The 23,385-nt window shown below is 62.5% G+C and carries 21 protein-coding genes and 1 riboswitch; of the genes, 6 read left to right on the top strand and 15 right to left on the bottom strand.

The window, feature by feature from the left end:
• Window positions 1-189: 189 nt before the first annotated feature.
• Genes tyrS through HMPREF2678_RS01580 form a run of 6 tightly spaced genes read right to left on the bottom strand, consistent with a single transcriptional unit; the run spans window position 190 to window position 5,535 of the window.
• Window positions 190-1,476: a tyrosine--tRNA ligase gene (gene tyrS, locus HMPREF2678_RS01605; RefSeq protein WP_070550601.1), complete on the bottom strand. Its 1,287-nt coding sequence runs from the start codon at window positions 1,474-1,476 to the stop codon at window positions 190-192.
• Window positions 1,477-1,522: 46 nt separating this feature from the next.
• On the bottom strand, window positions 1,523-1,690 hold the full coding sequence (locus HMPREF2678_RS01600) for a Trm112 family protein (RefSeq protein WP_034966121.1): 168 nt from the start codon (window positions 1,688-1,690) through the stop codon (window positions 1,523-1,525).
• 48 nt (window positions 1,691-1,738) lie between these two features.
• Complete coding sequence (locus HMPREF2678_RS01595) at window positions 1,739-2,725, bottom strand: VWA domain-containing protein (protein ID WP_070550600.1); 987 nt, start codon at window positions 2,723-2,725, stop codon at window positions 1,739-1,741.
• The gene (locus tag HMPREF2678_RS01590; protein ID WP_070550599.1) at window positions 2,722-3,315 is read right to left on the bottom strand and encodes a substrate-binding domain-containing protein; all 594 of its coding nucleotides are present in this window, start codon (window positions 3,313-3,315) and stop codon (window positions 2,722-2,724) included. The genes HMPREF2678_RS01595 and HMPREF2678_RS01590 overlap by 4 nt, the downstream gene beginning before the upstream one ends.
• Before the next feature lie 60 nt (window positions 3,316-3,375).
• Entirely contained in the window at window positions 3,376-4,041 is a 666-nt protein-coding gene (locus tag HMPREF2678_RS01585; protein ID WP_005295687.1) for a hypothetical protein, read from the bottom strand.
• Between the two features lie 48 nt (window positions 4,042-4,089).
• Window positions 4,090-5,535 carry a vWA domain-containing protein gene (locus HMPREF2678_RS01580; RefSeq protein WP_246817857.1) on the bottom strand — a complete coding sequence of 482 codons (1,446 nt, stop codon included), beginning with the start codon at window positions 5,533-5,535 and terminating at the stop codon, window positions 4,090-4,092.
• A gap of 311 nt (window positions 5,536-5,846) precedes the next feature.
• A riboswitch (TPP riboswitch) is annotated at window positions 5,847-5,960 on the top strand.
• Here HMPREF2678_RS01580 and thiC point away from each other — a divergent pair.
• From thiC to HMPREF2678_RS01550, 6 genes are all read left to right on the top strand, one after another.
• Complete coding sequence (thiC, locus tag HMPREF2678_RS01575; protein WP_034966112.1) at window positions 5,961-7,901, top strand: phosphomethylpyrimidine synthase ThiC; 1,941 nt, start codon at window positions 5,961-5,963, stop codon at window positions 7,899-7,901.
• Window positions 7,891-8,535, top strand: coding sequence for a thiamine phosphate synthase (locus HMPREF2678_RS01570; RefSeq protein WP_070550597.1), 645 nt, complete (start codon window positions 7,891-7,893; stop codon window positions 8,533-8,535). The genes thiC and HMPREF2678_RS01570 overlap by 11 nt, the downstream gene beginning before the upstream one ends.
• 109 nt (window positions 8,536-8,644) lie before the next feature.
• Entirely contained in the window at window positions 8,645-9,763 is a 1,119-nt protein-coding gene (gene thiO / locus HMPREF2678_RS01565; protein WP_070550604.1) for a glycine oxidase ThiO, read from the top strand.
• 65 nt (window positions 9,764-9,828) lie between these two features.
• Window positions 9,829-10,047, top strand: coding sequence for a sulfur carrier protein ThiS (gene thiS, locus HMPREF2678_RS01560; RefSeq protein WP_034993379.1), 219 nt, complete (start codon window positions 9,829-9,831; stop codon window positions 10,045-10,047).
• 12 nt (window positions 10,048-10,059) lie between these two features.
• On the top strand, window positions 10,060-10,863 hold the full coding sequence (locus HMPREF2678_RS01555) for a thiazole synthase (protein WP_034966104.1): 804 nt from the start codon (window positions 10,060-10,062) through the stop codon (window positions 10,861-10,863).
• Window positions 10,863-12,086: a ThiF family adenylyltransferase gene (locus HMPREF2678_RS01550; RefSeq protein WP_070550596.1), complete on the top strand. Its 1,224-nt coding sequence runs from the start codon at window positions 10,863-10,865 to the stop codon at window positions 12,084-12,086. The genes HMPREF2678_RS01555 and HMPREF2678_RS01550 overlap by 1 nt, the downstream gene beginning before the upstream one ends.
• Before the next feature lie 29 nt (window positions 12,087-12,115).
• Here HMPREF2678_RS01550 and argH read toward each other — a convergent pair whose 3' ends face one another.
• The 9 genes from argH to pheT all read right to left on the bottom strand — a co-directional run bounded on the left by argH (window position 12,116) and on the right by pheT (window position 23,366).
• The gene (gene argH, locus HMPREF2678_RS01545; RefSeq protein ID WP_035002556.1) at window positions 12,116-13,555 is read right to left on the bottom strand and encodes an argininosuccinate lyase; all 1,440 of its coding nucleotides are present in this window, start codon (window positions 13,553-13,555) and stop codon (window positions 12,116-12,118) included.
• 62 nt (window positions 13,556-13,617) lie between these two features.
• The gene (locus tag HMPREF2678_RS01540) at window positions 13,618-14,814 is read right to left on the bottom strand and encodes an argininosuccinate synthase (RefSeq protein ID WP_070550595.1); all 1,197 of its coding nucleotides are present in this window, start codon (window positions 14,812-14,814) and stop codon (window positions 13,618-13,620) included.
• 72 nt (window positions 14,815-14,886) lie between these two features.
• Window positions 14,887-15,351 (bottom strand): arginine repressor, encoded by a 465-nt coding sequence (gene argR / locus HMPREF2678_RS01535; RefSeq protein WP_034966094.1) that lies wholly within the window; start codon window positions 15,349-15,351, stop codon window positions 14,887-14,889.
• A complete protein-coding gene (gene argF, locus HMPREF2678_RS01530; RefSeq protein ID WP_070550594.1) occupies window positions 15,336-16,271 on the bottom strand; it encodes an ornithine carbamoyltransferase in 936 nt (311 codons plus the stop codon). Before argF ends, argR begins: the two co-directional genes overlap by 16 nt.
• Before the next feature lie 19 nt (window positions 16,272-16,290).
• Entirely contained in the window at window positions 16,291-17,496 is a 1,206-nt protein-coding gene (locus HMPREF2678_RS01525; RefSeq protein ID WP_070550593.1) for an acetylornithine transaminase, read from the bottom strand.
• A 2-nt stretch (window positions 17,497-17,498) separates the two neighbouring features.
• Window positions 17,499-18,446 (bottom strand): acetylglutamate kinase, encoded by a 948-nt coding sequence (argB, locus tag HMPREF2678_RS01520; protein ID WP_070550592.1) that lies wholly within the window; start codon window positions 18,444-18,446, stop codon window positions 17,499-17,501.
• A gap of 62 nt (window positions 18,447-18,508) precedes the next feature.
• Window positions 18,509-19,711, bottom strand: a complete 1,203-nt coding sequence (gene argJ / locus HMPREF2678_RS01515) for a bifunctional glutamate N-acetyltransferase/amino-acid acetyltransferase ArgJ (protein WP_070550591.1) — start codon at window positions 19,709-19,711, stop codon at window positions 18,509-18,511.
• Window positions 19,712-19,718: 7 nt separating this feature from the next.
• Window positions 19,719-20,744 (bottom strand): N-acetyl-gamma-glutamyl-phosphate reductase, encoded by a 1,026-nt coding sequence (gene argC, locus HMPREF2678_RS01510; RefSeq protein ID WP_043012837.1) that lies wholly within the window; start codon window positions 20,742-20,744, stop codon window positions 19,719-19,721.
• A gap of 63 nt (window positions 20,745-20,807) precedes the next feature.
• Window positions 20,808-23,366: a phenylalanine--tRNA ligase subunit beta gene (gene pheT / locus HMPREF2678_RS01505; RefSeq protein WP_070550590.1), complete on the bottom strand. Its 2,559-nt coding sequence runs from the start codon at window positions 23,364-23,366 to the stop codon at window positions 20,808-20,810.
• Between the last annotated feature and the right edge of the window lie 19 nt (window positions 23,367-23,385).

Here is a 23,385-nt window from a genome sequence, read left to right as displayed (position 1 = left end):
CGCTATTGAGTTCTCAAACAACCTACGCACACCGATCGCACCAGTAAGGTTTGTGTTCCCCACTCGCTCTCGGCGACTTGATTTAATGTACACCCACCCCGAAGAAACACACAAATCCCCTGGTAGAAGCGGGAAATGCAACTACCAAGGGATCTGTTTAACGCATAAAGGCCGTTCGGGGTGGCGTCACTAAGAAGAAGCCCCAACGCGCGCACCGGCGAAACGCTTCTTGCCCTTGCGCAGCACCAGCCACGATCCGTGCAGCAGATCGTCGGCGGACGGCGACCATTCGATGTCCTCGATGCGCTGGTTGTTCACGTAAGCGCCACCCTCCCCGACGGTTCGACGGGCGGCACCCTTGGACTTCTCCAGGCCGGACTCGACGAGTAGGTCCAGGATGGTGGCATCGGAACCGACCTCGGCAACCTCGGTTTCCTGCAGTGCGGAAGACAGGGTGGCCTCGTCCAGGTCGTGCAGCTCCGCCTTGCCGAACAGCGCCTGGGCGGCCAGCTCCACGGCCTCAGTAGCAGCAGCGCCGTGCACCAGAGTGGTCATCTCGCGGGCCAGAACTCGCTGCGCCTCGCGCTTGAAGGGCTCCTCGGCGACCTTGCGCTCCAGCTCCGCGATCTCCTCCTGGGAAAGGAAGGTAAACCAGCGCAGGTAATCGATCACTACGGTATCGCCTGCGTTGATGAAGTACTGGTACCAGGAGTACGGGCTGGTCAGCTGCGGATCCAGCCACAGCTTGCCGCCGCCGGTGGACTTGCCGAACTTGTTGCCCTCCGCGTCGGTGACCAGCGGCACGGTCAGGCCGTGCACCTTGGCGCCGTTCACGCGGCGGTTCAGATCCACACCAGAAACGATGTTGCCCCACTGGTCGCCACCGCCGATCTGCAGCACGCAGTCGTACTCGTTATGCAGGTGCACGTAGTCGTTGGCCTGCAGCAGCATGTAGGAAAACTCGGTGTAAGAAATGCCATCCGATTCCAAGCGGCGCTTCACGGTATCGCGGTCCAGCATGGTGTTCAGCGAGAAGTTCTTGCCGACATCGCGCAGGTACTCAATGACGTTCATCTGACTGATCCAGTCAGCGTTGTTAACCATCACGGCCGGGCTGTCCACGTCGCTTTCGCCGGTGAAATCGACGAATGCCTCCAGCTGCTTCTTGATGGCCACCATGTTCTCACCGATCTGCTCTTCGGAAAGCATGGAGCGTTCGCCCACATCGCGCGGGTCGCCGATCATGCCGGTCGCGCCACCGGCCAGGGTGATCGGGCGGTGGCCGAACTGCTGGAAGCGCTTCAACATAATCAGCGGCACCAGGTGGCCCGCGTGCAGGGAGCTACCCGTCGGGTCGAAACCGCAGTACAGAGTGATGGGGTTCTGCGTGGCCTCCTTCAGCGCCTCCAGGTCCGTGGACTGATTAATCAGGCCGCGCCACTGCAACTCGTCAATGATGTTCTTGTTGTCGCTCATGCGTATTCGTTCTCGTTCCTCTTTTATGCGTTGCTACTTGACGGGGTTACTTGACCGGCCAGTCTTGAGCTTCTTCGACCAGCAATACCGGGATGCCGTCCTGCACCGGATAGGCCTTGTTCAGGCGGGGGTTCACCAAATAGTCACCGTGATCCTCCAGTGGCTGCTTGTCGATGGGGCACGCGAGGATCTCTAGGAGCTTCTGGTCAATCATGTTGCCCAGTCTAGCTGGTGGCTTGGGCTACTCTCTTAGTGACGCCCCCTACGTAGCCCAATACTTACTGGCCCTGTCCAGGGCAGTGGCCAGGCCGCCCTCTTTGGCCTTAAAGACTTCACCGCCGGTCTCTTCAGCAAGACGCTGCATGTCCTCTGCGTTTTCATTGCCGTAATGGACGATGTATACGGGGAAAATTACCCCCTCCTTGCGCTCCCTGTACCTCAGTTCGTGCGACCATTCCGCATAGTCCACACCTTTGGCAGGTGTTCCACTGGTCAGCAAGACTATTGACTGTCCTTGAATCAAGTTTCCTCTTCGCGGAATTCGCAGGTATTCCCTGTACAGCTGGTAATAGATATTGGCCTCTTGCCGGGGCGCCATACGGTCTACGTAATCCTTTAGAGCGTGTGCATGCTTTGGATCATCTGAGGAATAGTCCTTTTGGGTGAACGCTTTGCTCGAGGATGTACTGGATGTTGTGATATTTACCGCTCTGCCATCGACCCCCGCTTGTTCACCAAGCAAATCGAGTACGTCCTTCTTTACTTCCCTAAGGTTTTCCCCTTGCATGGAAGCGGAAACGTCGACTAGCAGGTTGATGTCTCTGGGGCGAAGCAGCTCCTCCCGATAAAAGCGCAATGTGTTATCGAACTCCTGCTTGGAGCTAGGGAGCTTATGAGTGGTTGTATCAGCACGGCGTTGCCCAGGTGAGTCGCCCAATTCAACTCGTATTTTATCCCGGAGTTCGTTGCCATGTTGAGTGATCCAATCAGCGAAGGCTTTCGTCTTAGCATGAGCAGAAGCCTCAGCTTCTTCGTCATCTGGATTCTTGATCACCGAAATCGGAAAGTCGTTAAACCCGATCCTGTCAGCGGGGATAACAAAGGTAATTTCTCCGTTATCCCTTAAAAGTTTCTCATCAGAAGAAAACGCGAAAACTGCTTGAGCAACATCATCTGTAGCAGAGAATCTGTCATACAATTCATCAGAAGTATCGCTTAAAAGCACCTGAGCGCCGAAAAACTTCTTCAATTGAGGATGACTTTACCTGCAACCTCTTCTGCTAAGTCATCTGATTGCAAGCCCCCGATCTTGTATAGTATGCCGATCAGAGACTGCATACCCAGGTTGGATTTGCCCGGATCTGCCATACCAAAAGTTAGGTCTCCCCTTGTGACCGCTTCCCGGACATCGTTCCACGTAACTTGCTTCTTCCGCCATCCCAAACGATCCAGGTCTTTGCTCCTTAATGCGAGCCCCAACGTATCCGAAGCCAACCCGTAGCTCTCTCCGAGCGCCTCATTGTTTTGCAGGTTCACATAGGAGTTAGTCGCCAACCAGACTGCATCGTACTCATCCCCTAGCTCCCCATTAGCAATCTTCCGGGAAAGCTCAACTGTGTCTCCCCCGAGGTCAATCTCGACTTGCATTCCGTAGTCACGCTTCGCTTCTACCCACAGGAACGGACTGAATGGAATGTCATTCGCCATCACTATCCGCAGCGGGCGCTCATCTTCTCCTCCATCACGTTTCTTGGCTACAGTCCCCACAGCCACAAAAAACACAACAAGGATAAATACGAGGAGAATACTGGCGGTCTTTTTGGAGAAAGCATTAGTCATTTCTTCAACTCTATTTGTGCGCAAACCGATGCATTATCTTGAAACCTAATTGATTTATACTCATTCCTCGGGCTTCCGTAGCACGCCGAATTCTAGTTCTAGGAATGTGCGATTGTCCTTCAGCTCTTGGAGGTTATCTTGCATGATCGCTTGGTGGACTTTGTCCATTTCCGATTGCAAAACTGCCAGCGAAGCACGGAAATCCTCAACGGCCTGGTTATGCGTTGCAGTCGGCATGTCATCAAGAATTCGGCAGGTCTCTGGGAAATAGACGTCCAAAATGCGGCGAACCTTGTTCTCTTGCGGCGGATCCGCAGCCAAGTGATCCCACTCGTGCACAACGTCCTTGCACGTGCTGTAGAAATGATCGAGATCCGCGTAGAACTCTTGGCGCTGCTGGCCGGAGACGCGCACGGATTCTTTGAGATGCTTAGAGTGGGTGCGGATGCCCTGTAGGGACTCGGTAGGAACCTCATAGAACGCGGGAGCTGGTTTACTAAAAGGTTCGTGCCGTTTCTTTTCCAGAGAGTGCTTCCCATCCTGGACTGGCTTCCCCTCTAGCGACTTTTGTTCCTGTCCTTCCGGCATGAGCATCCCAGCAGCACCGGCGAGGGCTCCCGCCACGACGATCCACAGAGATCCTAGATCCACCGCAGCATGCAAGCCCACGATCGCGACGAAAACGACAAGTCCAGCAACGATTTTCGGAAAGTACTTGGAGTTCATGGTTTCTTTCCTACCCTGTCCTACTGATTGCGGCCTACTGATTGCGGCCTACTGGTAACTGCGGATCTCTTCGAACGCCTTAGACAGATCACCGCTACGAGCGTTGAAAACCTTGCCACCGGTGAAGTCCGCCAGGAAGTTCATCTCCTCCTCGCTGGCTTCCCCATAGAGGATGACGAACACCGGGATCTTGCGGTCAGTCTCGGCCATCTTGCGCTTCATCTTGGTGATGAACTCCTGGCGATTCGTGCCGGAGTTCGACTCACCGTCGGTCATCAGCACAATCGAATTCAGGGAACCGCCGCCTTCGCCCACACGGTCGTAGGCGCGCAACACGGCGTCATAAATCGCGGTTTCACCACGGGGCTGCAGACCATTGACGTAATCCCGCAGGCCTCGACTCTGCTCCGCGCTGTCCGGGTCGTAGTGCTCCTGGGTGTATCCATCGGCAACCTTGCTACTGAAAGGCATAAGGGTGATCGTTTCGCGGCGGCCGAATCCCTTCGGATTACCGGCTTCGCCTGCGGTGCCGTCAATAAGCCTGTTCAGGATGCCCTTCAGATCTGCCAGTCGGTTGCCCCGCATCGAGCCGGACGTGTCGAGCAGGAAGTTGCTGTCAGCGGGGCGGCGAAGGTCATCACGATACAGGCTGACAAGAGAACGAATGTGATCCTTCGACGTCGGATACTCGTAGTAGTTCTGGGTGCCCTTGTTTTCCGCGTCCTTGCCCGAAACGATCAGGTGGGTTCGCTCCCCTACCTCTTCGCTGTGCTCTTTAAACCAATCGGCTAGGGCTTCGACCTTCGCTACGGTGTCCGCCTCAGGCCCCGTTTCTCCGGGCTTCGTGAGCGCCGAGAGAGGGTAATCAGCAGCGCCCGCGGCATCCCCGGGGACGATTACTTCAATATCTACCCCGTCGTTTTCCTTCATCGATTGCAGAACGGATTGATAGTTGAAGATGCCATCCGCCTTGCCAGGGTTCTTTACGAAGGTATCGCGCAGCCAACCGGAGGATCCGGAAGTGATCGTCTGGCCAGAGAAGAAGTCCTTCATACGTGGCTTGTCGAGAAACGCCGTCGAAAGATCGAACTTCTGCCCCTGCGGAGAATTGCTCAGTGCCGCCGCGACCGAAAGAAGAGTAAGGAAACCGGAGTTGGATTCCTGCGGATCTGTCATGCCGAACGTAAGATCACCGCGCTTTACGGCCTCAGCGATATCCGACCACTTGACGTCCTTATTGCGCCATCCCAGGCGATTGACCGCGTCCTGTTTGAGCCCCAGAGCTACCGGCGAACGGGCAATGCTGTGATCTTCGGACTGCTGGGATGAGCCCTCCGCTCTGGCAAAAGCGTTGGTTGCAAACCAGGTGGCGTCATACTTATCCCCATAATCACCATCCACCAGGTTACGAGTGTTGACGAGAGTGCCACTGTCGTACTCCATTTCAATCTCGAACCCCAAGTCCGAGGAAGCCTGTTGGATAAACGGTTCCATATCCGACAGCTCTGTAGCAGCGACAATTTTCAAAGGCTTGCTGGTGTCATAAGACTTCCCGCCAGATCCGGTAAGACTGCCGGGGAAATTCCCCGAGCCAACCACATAAGCAACCGCTGCTATCAGCAGCAACACAACTACAAGGAAAAACTTTGAACTGCTCTTTTTGCCGTTATTGGCGTTCAAGCTGCTGGGGTATGGGCTCGTCATAGGCCTGATCTTATTTCACACGCAGCTACTTTTCAGGTCAAACCGATCAAGCTGACAGGGCGAAACTACACGCTTGTGAGAGGTGCGTTACAGTGGAAAGCACAACCGAACACGGGCGCTCGAGGTATCGAGCTGAGACCGCGCTACATCCCGCGCGGGTACCGCTAGAACCTGTCTGGTTAGAACCAGCGAAGGAAGAGTCAGGAGAGTCTTTAATGACGGACACGTCTACCCAGAACACCGCTGCCACCCCCACCGACGAGTACGGCGCGGAGATCCACCCGAAGCACAGCTTCTCCCCCATCGAGAAGACCGTGGAATCCTTCGGCAAGACCTTCAAGCTGCAGGTTCCGGAGACGGAGATTCAGCTGGACGACTCACCGACCGGCCCCAACGCGCCAGTGAGGATCTACCGGACCCGCGGACCGTGGGCCGAGCCGACCAAGGGACTGGAAGGGCTGCGCAGCGAATGGATCGAAGCTCGTGGCGACGTGGAGCCCTACGAGGGGCGCCGCCGCAACCTGCTGGATGACGGCAACCGTGCAGTCAAGCGTGGCGAGGCCAGCGAGGAATGGAAGGGTTCCACCCGCCCCACCCTGCGCGCCAAGGACGGCAAGCGCGTTACCCAGATGCACTACGCCCGCCAGGGCATCATCACCCCGGAGATGGAGTACGTGGCGCTGCGCGAGCACTGCGACGTAGAGAAGGTCCGCGAGCAGGTTGCCTCCGGCAAGGCCATCATCCCGAACAACGTTAACCACCCGGAATCCGAGCCGATGATCATCGGCAACGCCTTCACCACGAAGATCAACGCCAACATCGGTAACTCCGCCGTCACTTCCTCCATCCGCGAAGAGGTCGACAAGCTGCGTTGGGCCACCCGCTGGGGTGCGGACACCGTGATGGATCTGTCCACCGGTAACGACATTCACACCACCCGCGAATGGATCCTGCGCAACTCCCCTGTACCCATCGGCACCGTGCCGATCTACCAAGCCCTGGAGAAGGTCGACGGCGTGGCCGAGGATCTGACCTGGGAGATCTTCCGCGATACCGTCATCGAGCAGTGCGAGCAGGGCGTGGACTACATGACCATCCACGCTGGCGTGCGCCTGCCGTTCGTGCCGCTGACCACCAAGCGCGTTACCGGCATCGTGTCTCGCGGTGGTTCCATCATGGCGGGCTGGTGCCTGGCACACCATAAGGAATCCTTCCTCTACGAAAACTTCGACGAACTGTGCGAGATCTTCGCTAAGTACGACGTCGCCTTCTCTCTAGGCGACGGCCTGCGCCCCGGCTCCATCGCGGACGCCAACGACGCAGCCCAGTTCGCAGAGCTGAAGACCATCGGCGAGCTGACCCACCGCGCCTGGGAGTACGACGTCCAGGTCATGGTCGAAGGCCCGGGCCACGTGCCACTGAACATGGTGCAGGTCAACAACGAAAAGGAGCAAGAATGGTGCGGCGGCGCACCGTTCTACACCCTGGGGCCGCTGGTTACGGATATCGCTCCGGGGTACGACCACATCACCTCCGCCATCGGTGCGGCAAACATCGCCATGGGTGGCACCGCGATGCTGTGCTACGTCACCCCGAAGGAGCACTTGGGTCTGCCGAACAAGGATGACGTGAAGACCGGTGTGATCACCTACAAGGTGTCCGCCCACGCCGCCGACGTTGCTAAGGGCCACCCGGGCGCCCACGAGTGGGATGACGCCATGAGTAAGGCCCGCTTCGAGTTCCGCTGGCACGACCAGTTCGCCCTTTCCCTGGACCCGGACACCGCGCAGGCGTACCACGACGAGACCCTGCCTGCGGAGCCGGCGAAGACCGCGCACTTCTGCTCCATGTGTGGCCCGAAGTTCTGCTCCATGCGCATTAGCCAAGACATCCGCGATGCTTTCGGCGACGAGATCGACGAGGCACTGGCCACCGATCAGAAGCAGTCGCTGGTCAAGGACCTGGGTCTGCCGGGCTTCGGCCGACAAAGCGTAGACGGCGTGGACGCTACAGATGCCAAGGCCAGCGCTGCGGGCGAGGAAGAGATGGCCGAGGAGTTCCGCCGTGCGGGCTCCCAGCTGTACCTAAACCGCGACGAGGCCAAGGAAGTTGCCGAGGATCTGCAGAAGGAGGCGGCAGCGCACGGTGAGCGCTAACGTCGATCTGCGCTGCTACCTGGTTACCGGCACACCGCACGAGAAGGTCGTCGACGTCGCCGCCGCGGCGGCCGCCGGAGGTGCGGGCGTGGTGCAGGTGCGCAGCAAACCCATTAGTGTGCGTGACCTGACGGCTCTGGCCATCGAGGTCGCCGCCGCGGTGCAGAAGGCCAACCCGGCCACCAAAGTGCTGATTGACGACCGCGTGGATGTTGCGGCTGCCCTCATGCCGGAGCACAACATCCACGGCGTACACATCGGCCAGGACGACCTGGACCCACGCTTGGCTCGCCAGTTGCTGGGCAAGGATGCCATCATCGGGCTGACCACCGGCACCCTGCCCCTGGTTCAGCAGGCCAATGAGTATGCCAACGTGATCGACTACATCGGCGCAGGGCCTTTCCGCCCAACCCCTACCAAGGATTCCGGCCGCGAGCCGCTGGGGCTGGAGGGCTATCCCGCGCTAGTAGAGGCCTCGCGAGTGCCGGTGGTCGCCATCGGCGACGTTCATGCGGAGGATGCAGCCGACCTGGCTGCCACGGGAGTTGCGGGAGTTGCGATCGTTCGCGAATTCATGAATTCGGCCGATCCGCGCGCTACGGCCCGGCAAGTGCTCGCTGGTTTTTCTTCGTGACGCCCACCACTTGCAACCCGCACAAGAAAGAGTGAGACACGTGACTAATCCCAGTCCCGACAGTTCCCAGCACCCCCAACACACCGAACGCACCCAGCACCACGCACACATCGTGGTGGGCGCGGGGATCGTGGGCCTATCCACAGCTTTCAAGCTAGTGGATCTCGGGGCAGATCCGGCTACCGTGGCGGTGATCGACCCCGCGCCAGTCAGCGGGGCCTCCTTCGTCGCTGGCGGCATGCTGGCCCCGGTCGCAGAAGTGCAGTATAAGCAGGAGCCGTTATACCCGCTGATGGTGGCGTCCAAAAACTTGTACGACGACCTGCTGCAACGGCTGGGCGAAAAGACGAACCTCAGCACAGGGCACAGAACAGAATCGACCTTTGTGGTGGGGGCGGATCGAGCGGACGCGCGGCACCTCAACGAGCTGACGGAACACCAGCACGGCCACGGCATGGAGGTACAGCGCCTGCCGCTGCGCCAGGCGCGCAAGGCAGAGTGGGGACTCAGCCCGCAGCTATCCGGTGTGGTCGAGATCCCCGGCGACCACCAGGTGAACCCGCGCATGTACTGTGCGGCGCTGCTGGATGCGCTGCGGAACATGGGCGTGGCGATCCTCGGCGAGCGGGTGGACAGCATCGAGGACGGTACCGTCACCACAGACGCCGCGACGTACACGGCCGACATGGTGTACCTGTGCAACGGGCTAGGCGCCGGGCAGGTAAAGGGCTGGTACGAGGGCGAGAAGTCTCCGCTGAAGCTGCGCCCGGTGCGCGGCGATATGCTGCGGCTGCGGGTGCCCGAGGGAATGGAGCCGCCCGTGGGGCGCGTGATCCGGGGATTCGTGGAGGACCGGCCGGTGTACATCATCCCGCGGACCGACGGCACAATCGCGGTCGGTGCGACCAGCCGCGAAGACGCCCGTCGTGGCCCCGCGGTGGACGGGGTGTACACGCTGCTGCGCGATGCGATTCGGATTGTGCCGGGCATCCAGGAGTGCGAATTCATTGAAGCGATCACCGGCGAACGGCCGGGCACGCCCGACGACCTGCCCTACCTGGGGAAAATCGGCGAGAAGCTGGTGATTTCCACTGGCTACTTCCGCCACGGAATTCTGCTGTCCGCGTTGGGGGCTAAAGTGGGGGCAGCACTGGGAATGGGCCAGCCGGTACCCACGTTGGAACCGGAGATCGATCTGGCCAGTTGCGCGCCACTGCGCCACGCCTAGAGGGGCGTGCGCGGGCGCTGCACAGAAGATCTTGCAAGGTAAAGCCGTAAAGCTAAGGAGTTTTCATGAACTACACGGTGAATGACGAACCGCGGTCGGCAGAAAACGCGCCGAGTGTGGCGGAAGTCGTGGCTGCGGAAACGGGCCGCGAGGCCTCTGCTGCGGAGGGCGCGAAGGGGGTCGCAGTGGCAGTGAACCGCGCGGTCGTTCCGGCTAGCGACTGGGGGCGCACCCTGGACGACGGCGACGCGGTGGACATCCTGATCGCCGTCCAGGGCGGCTAGGAGTAACCGGCGATGCTGAAGATTGCGGATAAGGAATTCGATTCCCACCTTGTCATGGGCACCGGTGGCGCCAGCAGCCAGTCACTGCTGGAGGATGCGCTGGTTGCCAGTGGCACGCAGCTAACCACGGTGGCGATGCGCCGCCACAGCGCACAAACTACCGGCGGCGGTGAGAGCGTCTTCGAGCTACTGAACCGCCTGGGTATAGACGTGTTGCCGAACACCGCGGGATGCCAGACGGCGCGCGATGCGATGCTGACGGCCCAGCTGGCGCGCGAGGCACTGGGGACGAACTGGGTGAAGGTAGAGGTCATCGCCGACGACCACACGCTGCTGCCCGACGTGGTGGAGCTGGTGGATGCCTGCGAGATGCTGGTGGCCGAAGGCTTCGTGGTGCTTGCCTACACCAGCGACGACCCGGTAGTAGCCCGGCGGCTGGAGGACGTGGGCGTGCATGCTGTCATGCCGCTGGGTTCGCCGATCGGCACGGGGCTGGGGATCCTGAACCCGCACAACATCGAACTGATCTGTTCGCGCGCCCAGGTGCCGGTGCTGCTGGACGCGGGCGTGGGCACGGCCTCCGACGCGGCGCTGGCGATGGAGCTGGGCTGTTCCGGTGTGCTGCTAGCCAGCGCGGTAAACCGCTGCCAGGATCCGGTGGCGATGGCGCAGGCCATGAAAGCGGCCGTGGAGGCCGGCCGATTGGCACGCGGGGCTGGGCGCATTCCCCAGCGCACGCATGCCCAGGGTGCGTTGGCGTCCTCTAGCTTCGACGGTTTGGCCAGCTGGGATGGCTGGGCAGACGAGGTGCTGTGATGTTCAGCGAATACACTTCGCTGCCCGCCGATGAACTGAAGCGGGTGGCGCGGCAGACGATCCTTCCGGGACACGGCCTGCGAGAACAGGAGCGCCTGCACGAGGCGCATGTGCTGGTGATCGGCGCGGGTGGCCTCGGCTGCCCCTTGATGCAGTCGCTGGCTGCAGCGGGGATCGGCGAGATTTCCGTCATCGATGACGACACGGTGGACATCACGAACATCCACCGCCAAATCCTCTTCGGCGCCAGCGACGTCGGCCGCCCCAAGGTGGACGTCGCCGGCGAGCGCCTGCGGGAGCTACAGCCCGGACTGCGCTTCCACGGCATCCACGGTCGCTTCCGCGCTGAGAACGCCGCCGAGCTGCTGGAAGGCGTGGACGTGCTGATCGACGGCTCGGATACTTTCGCCACGAAGTTCCTGGCCGCTGATGCTGCCGAGGCCACCGGCACTCCCCTGGTCTGGGGTTCCGTCCTGCGCTACCGTGGCGACGTGGCGGTTTGGTGGTCCGGCCCGGGCGCTGACATAAGCGCCGAGGAGTCCGCCCGGGGCGTCGGCATGCGCGACCTCTACCCCTCCCAACCGGATCCGGACAGCGTGCCGGACTGCGCCACCGCCGGAGTGCTGGGCGTAACGACCGCGGTAGTCGCGAGCCTCATGGCCACGGAAACCATTAAGTTCCTGCGCGATCCTGACTCTCGCGCACAGCAAGTTGGGCGGTTGCATATTTATGACGCCCTTAGCGCCAACATCCAGCACTTCAACGTCACCGCAGACCCAAAGCGGAAGCCGGTCACCGAGATCATGGCGGAGGAAACATCGAGCTGCGAGGTTGACGCAGCTCAGGATAGTAGGCCTGCAGCGGCTGGAAAAGATACAGCCGCCTGCCTACTGCGCGACCTAGCCGACGGCGCTGCGATAGCGATTGACGTGCGCGAGCCGGGAGAAAAGGCCATCAAGGACCTGCCGACGTTCTCCGAGTACCCCGGTTACCACCTGCCCACCAGCGTGTGGAGCGAGCAGCCGGAACTGGCGGAGCAGCTGCTTGAGAGCATGAGCAGCGCACACGGCACTGCGGAGGACACGGTGGATGTCGTGGTCTACTGCGCGTCCGGCAAGCGCTCGGCAAGCTTCGTCGAACGCTTCGCAAAGCACGCCGCCGGGCAGGGAGTGCGTCTGCACAACCTGCCCGGCGGGGCGAATGAACACGGGGTTGGGATCTAGACCCGATTGAACCTAGGTTCCCTGGGTGCTTAGACCAGGCGGGTCTTCTCAGCCCACTTGCGGTCGGTAGAGGAGGCTTCGCGCACGCGCTCCTTCTGCTCCGCCACGCGCACGCCAGCGGTGCCACCGCGGGTAGCGCGGGAGGCCACGGCACCGTCGATGGTCAGCACCTCGCGAACCTCCGGAGTCAGAGCCGTGTGCACACCCGCCAGTTCCTCGTCGGTGAGGTCCACCAGATCCACTCCGCGGGATTCCGCGATGCGGACACAAGAGCCGGAGGCCTCGTGGGCGACGCGGAAAGGCACGCCCTGGCGCACCATCCACTCCGCCAGGTCGGTGGCCAGCGTGAAACCCGCCGGGGCGAGCTCACGCAGGTGCTCCGGGTGGAAAGTCAGCGTATCGACCAGGCCAGCCATCGCCGGGAGCAGCAGGTTCAGCTGAGCCACGGAATCCGCGATCGGCTCCTTGTCCTCCTGCAGATCACGGTTGTAGGCCAGCGGCATAGCCTTCAGGGTGGCCAGCAGACCGGTGGCGTTGCCGATCAGGCGGCCGGTCTTGCCGCGCATGAGCTCTGCGACGTCCGGGTTCTTCTTCTGCGGCATGATCGACGAGCCGGTGGACCACTCATCGGCCAGCGTGACGTAACCGAACTCCGGGGTGGACCAGGCGATTACTTCCTCTGCCAGACGGGAAAGATCCACTGCAACCTGGGCAAACACGAAGGCTGCCTCGGATGCGAAGTCGCGGGAACTAGTGGCGTCAATAGAGTTATCCGCAGCAGAGTCAAAACCGAGCTCCTCCGCGATGGCCTCCGGGTCGAGCGCCAGGGAGGAACCCGCGAGCGCACCAGAACCGTACGGGGACACTGCCAGGCGCTTATCCAGATCCTGGAAGCGCTGCACATCGCGCAGCAGCGGATGCGCGTGCGCCAGCAGCTGGTGGGCCAGCAGCACCGGCTGGGCGGCCTGGAAGTGCGTCTTGCCCGGCATGATGGCCTCCGGGTGGCGATCACACTGGGCGACCAGAGCGTCGACGACGTCCAGTACGCCCGCGGTGATGTCGCGGATCGCATCGCGCAGCCACATGCGGAACAGGGTGGCGACCTGGTCATTGCGGGAACGACCCGCACGCAGGCGACCGCCGACCTCTGGGCCGACCCGATCAATCAGGCCGCGTTCCATCGCGCCGTGGACGTCCTCGTCGCTGGGTTCGGGGCCGAAGGAACCATCGGCGACGTCCTTCCCCAGTTTCTGCAAGCCAGCGATGAGGGTATCGAAGTCCTCGTCGCTGAGCAGGTTGGCCTTGTGTAGCACCCGTGCATGAGCCTGCGAGGCCAGCACGTCATAGGGGGCCAGGACCCAGTCGAAGTGCGTGGACTTCGACAGGGCAGCCATCGCCTCAGTCGGGCCGCCGGAGAATCGGCCGCCCCACAGGGCGCCCTCGTTCGTGCCGTGTGCCTCGGTGGTCATGGTTGGGTTCAGTGCCTTTCTGCTCTCGTTAGCCTCTGGTGAGCCTCTGGTGGGATTGGCCGCTAATTAGCCAGGTCGCGCTTCGCCGCGATCTTGGAGGACAGGCCGTGCAGCTCCACGAAGCCACGGGCCATGGACTGGTCGAAAGAGTCGCCCTCGTCGTAGGTGGCCAGGTTGAAGTCGTACAGAGACTTGCCGGAGCGGCGGCCGTTGATGGTGATGGAGCCAGCGTGCAGAACCAGGCGGATGTCGCCAGTGACGTGGGTCTGGGTGGACTCGATGAACGCATCCAGGGAGCGCTTCAGCGGGCTGAACCACAGGCCGTCGTAAACCTGGTTGGACCACTCAGCATCGATGCCGCGCTTGTAGCGGGCCAGCTCGCGCTCGACGGTGACTGCCTCCAAAGCCTCGTGTGCGCGGATCAGGGTCATGGCACCCGGAGCCTCGTAGATCTCGCGGGACTTGATGCCCACCAGGCGATCCTCAACCATGTCCAGGCGACCCACACCCTGGGCGCCGGCGCGGCGGTTCAGTTCTTCGATAGCCTCCAGCACGGTGACCTTCTTGCCGTCGATGGCGACGGGCTTGCCGCCTTCGAAGGAGATGATGACCTCATCCGGAGCCTGCCCCAGGCCCGGATCCTCGGTGTAGGCGTAAACGTCCTTGGTCGGGGCGTTCCACAGATCCTCCAGGAAGCCGGTTTCAATGGCACGGCCCCAAACGTTCTGGTCAATGGAGAACGGGGACTTCTTGGACTGCTCGATCGGGATGCCATTTTCCTCGGCGAAGGCGATGGCCTTCTCGCGAGTCCAGGCGTAGTCGCGGACCGGGGCGATGATCTCCAGGTCGGGGGCGGTGTTGGCAAAGCCGACCTCGAAGCGAACCTGGTCGTTGCCCTTACCGGTGCAGCCGTGGGCAACGGCGGTGCCGCCGTGCTCGGCAGCGGCCTCGGACAGGTGCTTCACGATCAGCGGGCGGGAGATCGCGGAGACCAGCGGGTACTCCTTCATGTACATGCCGTTGGCCTTGATGGTCGGCAGGCAGTAATCGTTGGCGAACTCATCGCGAGCGTCCACGACGATGGATTCCACGGCGCCGGCGCCCAGTGCGCGCTGGCGGACGGTCTCCATGTCCTCGCCGCCCTGGCCCAGGTCGATGGAGACACACACGACCTCTGCGTTGCGCTCCTTGGCGATCCAGCTGATGGCAACGGTGGTATCCAGTCCGCCGGAGTATGCGAGTACTACGCGATCCTTCATTCTTCTTTACGCTTCCCTTCGAAAGTCTTATGCAGTCTTTTGCGGTCTTGCTCTAGTATCAGTTAATTCATTCTAGCTTTGCGCCAGGTGGTAGAAGTACTCCCCCAGCTCCTTACCGCTGAGGGGCTCCCGCGCCAGGACGAACACCGTATCGTCGCCAGCGATCGTGGCCACCACTCGGTTGACGTCCGAGCGGTCGAGGATGCTGGCCAGGTACTGCGCGGCACCGGGTGGGGTACGCAGCACTGCGATGTTGCCGGAGTGATCGTGGTCGACCAGCAGCTCCCCCAATACTCGGCGCAGCTTATCCGGGCCATCGACACGCACGTCGTCGGACAGGGAGTAATACACCTCCCCGCCCACGCGCACCTTCTTGGCTCCCAGATCCACCAGGTCGCGCGACAAGGTCGCCTGGGTGACGTCGATGCCGCGGTTGACCAGGATGCCCAGCAGCTGGCGCTGGCTGCCTACCTTCTCGGCGCCGATGATGCGCCCGATCATGTCCTGTCGCGCGGTGCGGGTTAGCGAAGAAGCCATACCATCAGCGCCTTTTGTGCGTGCAAGCGGTTTTCTGCCTCATCGAATACCACGGACTGTGGCCCGTCGATAACCTCCGCGGTGACCTCGCTGCCCCGGTAGGCCGGCAGGCAGTGCAGGAAAATTGCGTCTTCCTTGGCGGTGCCCATCAGTTCCGCATCGACCTGGTAGGCCTTCAGCGCACTGCGGTCCTCGGAGGCATCCTGCCCCATCGACAGCCAGGTATCGGTGATCACCACGTCCGCGCCGGTGGCGTCCACCTTGTCGGTCACGGTCACGGTCGCACCGGTCTGCTCGGCGCGCTGCCGTGCACGCTCGACGAATTCTGCGGCCGGCTGGAAGCCCTCGGGTGCGGCGATGGTGATGTTCACGCCCGCGGTGGCGAAGCCCAGCATGTAGCTGTTGGCCATGTTGTTCGCACCGTCGCCGAAGTACACGGCGTTCAAGCCCTTCAGCTCGCCCTTGTGCTCCTTGATGGTCACCAGGTCCGCCAGGATCTGGCAGGGGTGGAAGTCGTCGGACAGGGAGTTGATCATCGGCACGCCCGCGGTTTCTGCCATCTGGTGCAGGTTGTCGTGCGCGCCGGTGCGCCACACGATCGCGGAGACGTAGCGGGAAAGCACCGCGCCTGTGTCTTGGAAGGTCTCTCCCTTTCCCATCTGCGAGCTTCCACTGTCTACGACGATGGCATTACCACCTAGCTCGGTGATGCCGGCGTCAAAAGAAAAGCGCGTGCGCGTAGAGGTCTTGTCGAACAGCACGGCGACAGAGCGGCGCTCCAACAGGGTGCGGTAGCCGTTGCCGTAGCGGTTGTCCTTCAGCTCCTCGGCCAGCGCCAGCACTTCGGCCTGCTCCGCCGGGGAAAGATCGTCGTCGGCCAGCACGTGGCGCAGCGGGGCGCGGTTCGGGGTATTCGTCATGTGGGGTTCCTTTGTTGTGTTACTGGTTCTGCTTGCGGTTGTCGTCCAGCATCTGCCTAATCTTTGTGACGCCACCCTGCACCTCATCCGCCGTGATGTTCAGCGGGGGGACCAGGCGAATCACGTCGGGCTGGGGCTTGTTAACGATCAGCCCGTAGTCCAGCGGATCCAGAGTCAGGGGCGCGTCCAGGACAATTCCCAGCATCAGGCCGCGGCCACGGATGGACTTAATGCTCGGGTGGTCGGTCAGGCCTTCGCGGATGGCTGCGGACTGGGTTGCGACGTTGGCCAGCAGGTCCTCTTCCTGGATCGTGTCGATTACCGCGTTGGCGGCCGCACACACCACGGGGTTGCCGCCGAAGGTGGTGCCGTGCATGCCCTTGGGCAGCAGCTGCGCCTTCGGCAGGGCTAGGGTCGCGCCGATCGGCAGGCCTCCGCCCAGTCCCTTGGCCATGGTGATCACGTCGGGCAGCACACCGGGTTCATGCTGGAAGCCGAACCACTGGCCGGTACGGCCCATGCCGGCCTGTACCTCGTCGACAACCATGAGGATCCCGTGCTGGTCACATAGTTCCCGGACGGCGGCCAGGAAGCCGTCCGGGGCGGGAATCACGCCGGTTTCGCCCTGGATGGGTTCAAGGAAGATCGCGGCCGTGTCGTCGTCCGCCATGTCCCGCAGCGCGTCGATGTCGCCGTAGGGGTAGTACTCCACGCCACCGGGCAGCGGCTTGAAAGGCTCCTGCTTGTCGGGCTGGCCGGTCAGAGCCAGGGCTCCCATGGTGCGACCGTGGAAGCCACGCTCAGCGGCAAGGATCTTGGTCTTGCCGGTCGCGCGGGCGATCTTGAAGGCCGCTTCGTTGGCTTCTGCGCCGGAGTTGGAGAAGAACACGCGGGCGCCGGCGACCGCCTCGGCGGCCTCCCCACTCTGCTCCGCCAGCAGGCCTTTAAGCCGCTCAGCGAGCTTGATCACCTGCGGGTGGGCGAAAAGGTTCGACGTGTGGCTGAGCGTGGCGATCTGACTCGTTACGGCGTCAATAATGGCTGGGTGAGCGTGCCCCAGAGCATTAACGGCGATACCGGACAGCAAGTCCAGGTACTCGTTGCCGTCGACGTCGGTGACGATGGCGCCGCGGCCAGACACGAGCTCGCGCGGCGGGGTGCCGTAGGTCTCGAAGATCGCGGCGTTCCAGTGGCTTTGCCAGTCAGTGCTTTTGCTGCTTGTCATGGCTAGTCCTCCCGGTAGTTGATGGCGGCGGTGGTTACGTCTTCCCAGTCCGCGGGACAGATCATGGTGCCGATACCGCCGGTGGTCATCAGCTCCAAGATTACGGAGTGCGGGATGCGGCCGTCGATGACGTGCGCGGCCTGTACGCCGGTGCGCAGCGCATCCAGGCAGGCCTCCATCTTCGGCACCATGCCGGAATCCAGGGTAGGTAGCAGCTCCGACAGCTGGTCGGGGGTCAGGCTGGAAACCAAGGAGTCCTTGTTGGGCCAGTCGGTGTACAGGCCCTTAACGTTCGTGAGCATCACGAGCCTCTCCGCGCCCAAAGCACCGGCCAGCGCTCCGGCGGCCGTGTCCGCGTTGATGTTGTAGATCCGGCCCTGGTCATCCGGTGCGACTGTGGAGACCACGGGGATACGGCCCGCGTCGATAAGGTCGATCAAGCTTTCAGCGTTGACGTGCTCGATCTGGCCCACACGTCCCAGGTCGACGGCTTCCCCATCGATGGTGATGGTGCGCTTGGAGGCGGTGAACAGACCTGCATCCTCGCCCGAGGCACCGACGGCGTAGGGGCCGTGCTCGTTGATCAGCCCTACTAGCTCGCGGCCGACCTTTCCGAAAAGCACCATGCGGACGTACTCCATGACCTCCGGGGTGGTGACGCGGAAGCCGCCCTTGAACTCCCCTTCCAGGCCGACGGTCTTCAGCATCTCGTTGATCTGCGGGCCGCCACCGTGGACCACGACCGGGCGGGCACCGATGGCGCGGAGGAATACCATGTCGGCGGCGAAGGCGCGCTTCAGTTCTTCGTCGATCATCGCGTTACCGCCGTACTTGACCACCACGATCTTGTCGCGGTAATGCAGCAGCCACGGCAGAGCCTCGGCCAGCACGTGGCTGCGCATCTCGGGGGTCAGCCCGGTGGTATCGATGGGATTGTGTTGGGGGGTCATTGGCGTATTTCCTGGTAGAAACGTGTTTTGGTCGCGGTTTAAGCCACAGCTTGGGGCGCGGTTTAGGTCGAGTACTCGGAGTTGATCTCCACGTAGGAGTACGACAGGTCGGTCGTCCACACCGTCGCGCGTCCCTCGCCCACGCCCAGGTCCACCTCTACGGCAATGTCTGCGCCCGATAGGTCCACCGTGCGGGCACCGGGAGCGCCCGTGGAATTGATGCACACTGGGTGGCCGTTGAAGGACACGCTGATGCCTGCCGGGTTCATCTTCACCGGCGCCATGCCCACGGCCGCCAGCACGCGGCCCCAGTTCGGGTCGGAGCCAAACATCGCGCACTTAAACAGGTTGTCGCGGCCGATCACGCGCGCGGCGGTCTGTGCGGCCTCGTCTGTTTCTGCGCCGCCGACGGTGATGGAGACTCTCTTTGTGACGCCCTCAGCGTCCGCCTGTAACTGCATTGCAATATCGAGGCACACCTGGTGGATCGCAGCGTTGAACTCCTCGGTATCAGGGGTCACGCCGGAAGCACCGGAGGCCATCAGCAGCACAGTGTCGTTGGTGGAGGTTGCCCCGTCGATGTCAATGCAGTCGAAGGTTGTGGGGGTCGCACTCGCCAGGGCCTGGTGGGCCATGGCGGAGCTGGGCAGGTGGGCGTCCGTAGTAATAAACACGAGCATCGTCGCCAGCGACGGAGCCATCATGCCTACGCCTTTGCCCATGGCGCCGATGGACCAGCCGTCACCGTGGTAGACGGCTTCCTTAGATACGAGGTCGGTGGTCATGATGGCGCGGGCGGCAGCGTTGCCAGCGGCGATGGACTGGTCGAGGTTACCGGCAAGCTCGTCGACACCGGCGAGGACCTTATCCATCGGCAGGACGTCGCCGATAAGCCCGGTGGAGCACACCGCAACGTCGCCGGGCTGGCAGCCCAGAGCCTCGGCTACCCTTTCCGCGGTAGCCTTGGCATCCTTGTCACCCTGTGCGCCGTTGCAGGCGTTGGCGTTGCCAGAGTTCACGACAACCGCGCGGAAGGTCCCGTCGTTATGCGCCTGGGTGTAACGCACCGGCGCTGCGGTGACCTGATTGCGGGTGAACATCGCCGCGGCGATGGCATCCGGGCCATCGTTGCGGATCAAAGCCATGTCCGACTTGCCGGAGGGCTTGATGCCCGCGGTCACCGCAGCGGCGCTGAAGCCCTGTGGCACCGTGACGCCGAGCTCGGCGGAGGAGGTCTTGGCTGTTACCTTGTCTGCGCTGGTCATAGCTGAATCAGAGTCCCGTCTGCGGGAGGCCCGCGGTTTCTTCCCAACCGAACATGAGGTTGAGGCACTGGATAGCGGCACCGGCGGTGCCCTTGGTGAGGTTATCGATGGCGCTGGTGGCGATAATCATGCCATCGGCGACCTCCACCTGGATGTGCACCATGTTGGAGCCGACAACGCTCTTGACCTCTGGCTGCTGGCCTTCCGGCAGCAGGTGCAGGAAGGGTTCGCCTGCACAGAAGTCCTCGTAGGCGCGGCGAATGTCACCCGCCTGTCCACGGGCTGCAGCGGTGACGGTGGTAAGGATGCCACGGGTCAGCGGTGCAAGCACCGGGGTGAAGGTGACGTGTACGTCGTCCGAGGAGTAGCCGGGAGCCAGCAGCTCCTCCACACTCTGCTTGATCTCCGGCGCATGGCGGTGCGTGCCCACGCCGTAGGCACGCAGGTTGCCCATCGTTTCCGAACCCAGGAGGTTTACAGCGGCTTTCTTGCCAGCACCCGTGGTGCCGGTGACGGAGACGACACTGACCTGCGGGGCCATGAGCCCGCTGGCAATGGCAGGCATCAGCGCCAGCGTGGCGCCGGTCGGGAAGCAACCCGGGGCGGCAACATAGTTGGCGGCGGCGATTTCTTCCCTGTGACCAGGCATCTCCGGGATGCCATAAGTGCGAGTACCCGCGTGCGGGGTGCCGTAGAAACGTGCCCAATGGTTGGCGTTCTTCAGGCGATAGTCCGCGCCGCAGTCCACAATCTTCATGGACTCGGGCAAGTTGAGGGCGGCGGAAACGCCGTGCGGAAGTGCGAGGATGGCAGCGTCGTTCGCGCCGAGGACTTCCTCGGTCGTCTCTTCGAGCACACGATCCGCCAGGGCGGGAAGGCCCGGGTTGAGGTCGCCGAAGCGCGTGCCGGCGTTGGAGCCGCCGGTAAGCGAGCCGATCTCGAAGTCCACGCCATAGCCAGGGTGGTTCAATAGGAGGCGAAGAGCTTCGCCTCCCGCGTACCCACTGGCGCCTGCCACTGCAATTTTCAACATAGGACGATTCTGCCCTATATTCCCCCACAATGCAAATTATTCAACATTGTGGGAATTATGCAGTTATCCGCGGAGCTGCGCCCCCACCCGCTCGGTGGCGGACTGCAGGGCGGCCTCGCGGGACTCGCTGGCTTCCTCTTCCGTCAGTGTCCGGTCGGCGGCGCGGAAACGCAGGCTGAAGGTCAGCGAGCGCTTACCCTCGCCCAGGGAATCCGAACGGTACACGTCGAACAGGCGAATCTCCTCGAGCAGTTCTCCCGCGCCGTCGCGCAGTGCATCCTCGACGTCCTGAGCCGGGGTGGTCTCGTCGACGACCACGGCAATGTCCTGCAGCACGGCCGGGAAAGCGGACAGCACGGGGCGCGGGAAGGTCTCCTCCAGCGGCAGTGCGTCCAGGTTTATCTCCATTGCGACGGTGCGCGGCGGCAGCTCCGCTCGCTCGCAGACCTGCGGGTGCAGCTCACCGGCGTGGCCAACGACCGTGTCCCCCACCGAAATCTCCGCGCAACGGCCCGGGTGCCACGGCAGGTACTCGGCATTTCGCACGGTGATTTCCACGCCTGCGGCACGGGCGACGACGCGGGCGGACTCGATGGCGTCCGCAGCCGTGAAGGACTCCGGGGCACCCCACGTACCCTGCAGCTGACGGTTACCCGTAGCAACAACGGCGACGTGCAGCGGCTGATCCGGCAGCGAAGCCAGCAGCTCGGCCAGCTCTTCCTTACCGGGTCGCTGCTTTACGGAAGGCATCGGCGAAAACGGCTTGGCCGACTTCGGCACGGAAACCTGCTCCACACCGTACAGAGCCACATCGCGCTGGCCACGGGTGACGTTCCGGCGCAGCGACTCGATCATCGACGGCAGCAAAGTGGTGCCGATGGAGGCGTAGTCGCTCTCCAGCGGATTCTGCACCTTCACAGTCAGGCGACGCGGATCGTCGGCGGGCAGCTCCCACACGTCGAACACGTCATTGGCGATGAACGGGGTCGGCAGGATCTCCGCGTAACCAGCCCACGCCAGCGCCTGGCCAACGTTGCGGCGCATCCGCTGGCGTGGGGTGTAGCCGCGGCCGGCCGGGGCGGTGGGAACGATCGATGGGATGTCCTCCAGCCCCTCCAGTCGCAGAACCTCCTCTACCAAGTCCGCGGGCATGGTCAGGTCAGGGCGCCAGCTCGGCGGGGTGACCTCGATCTCGCGGGCACCGTTATCGTCGCGGGAGCCGGTCTCGCGCACCTCGCAACCGACCTCACGCAGACGGGAGATAGTGGTGCCGTCCGGGTATATCTTGCCCGCCGTCTTGCCCGGGCGGGAGGTGTGCATGGTGATCATCGGCATCTCCGGAACCGTACCGAACAGGGTGCGGCCCTCCTCCACCTCGCCACCGGCGATGTTCACCAGCAGGGCAACGGCAAAGTCCAGGGCATCCTCAATGATCGCCGCATCCGTGCCACGCTCGAAGCGGCGGGAAGCCTCGGAGGATAGCTTGTGGCGGCGGCACGTCCGCGCCACGGTGATCTGATCCCAGTGTGCGGCCTCGAACAGCACGTTTGTGGTCTCGTGGGTGATCTCGGAGGTCGACCCGCCCATCACGCCGGCCAGCGACTGAATGCCGGACTCGTCGCAGATCACCACATCTTCGGCATCCAAGGTGCGCTCCACGTCATCCAGCGTGGTCAGCTTCTCCCCCTTCTGCGCCCGGCGGACGTGCAGCTCGCCATTGACCTTATCCGCGTCGAAGGCGTGCATCGGCTGGCCCAGCAGGAACATCACATAGTTCGTCACGTCCGTCGCGGGGTTCACGGGGCGCTGGCCACATAGCATCAGCTCGCGCTGCAGCCACAGCGGAGACTCCGCCTTCGGGTCGATTCCGTTGACCTTCCGCATGCCGAACTTCGAGCACTTCGCGTCCTCATCGACTTTCAGCGCCTGTACCTCGCCGTCCGTGCCGGGCAGGCCGGCGAACAGGTCGTTGCGCATCGCTGCTGCCGCCGGATCCTGCGCTGGGTCGCGGTACTGCAGGTTAAAGCTGGACGCCAACTCGCGGGCGAGTCCCCTGGCAGACAGCGCGTAGCCGCGGTCTGGGGTGATGTTTACCTCGAAGATCGTGTCCTGCAAACCCAACAGCCCGCGCGCGTCGTCACCTGGCTGAAGGTTGGCGCTGGCCAAATCGGCGTCAGAAATAGTCATGATCCCCGCATTCTGCTGGGAGGCAAGGCCCACCTCCATCGCAGAACAGATCATGCCTTCGGAGATCTTGCCGTAAGTCTTCCGCGCCGAGATCTCGAACGGGCCGGGCAGCACTGTGCCGGGCAGGGCGATGACCACGTTGTCGCCCTCGGAGAAGTTCCGCGCGCCGCAGATGATGTGCTGCAGCTCGCCGGTGCCGTTGGCCTGGCCGACGTTGACGTCGCAGTAACGGATCGGCTTCTTAAACTCGGTGAGTTCCTCGATCTTTTCGACGCGACCGATCACCAGTGGGCCGGTGGTCTCGGGGATCGCCTCGTAGCCCTCGGTCTCGAAGCCGACGCGGACGAAGCCAGCGTCGAACTCCTCGGCGCTCACGCTCCACTGCGGGTTAGAGGTCTGCAGGATTCGGGTCAGCCACGACTGGGAAATAAGCATTATTTTCGAAAGATCCTTT

It is taken from the genome of Corynebacterium sp. HMSC058E07 (assembly GCF_001809885.1).
Lineage (GTDB): Bacteria > Actinomycetota > Actinomycetes > Mycobacteriales > Mycobacteriaceae > Corynebacterium > Corynebacterium macclintockiae.
The sequence above is the reverse complement of the archived record's forward strand: the minus strand, read 5'-3'. Positions and strand labels throughout refer to the sequence as shown.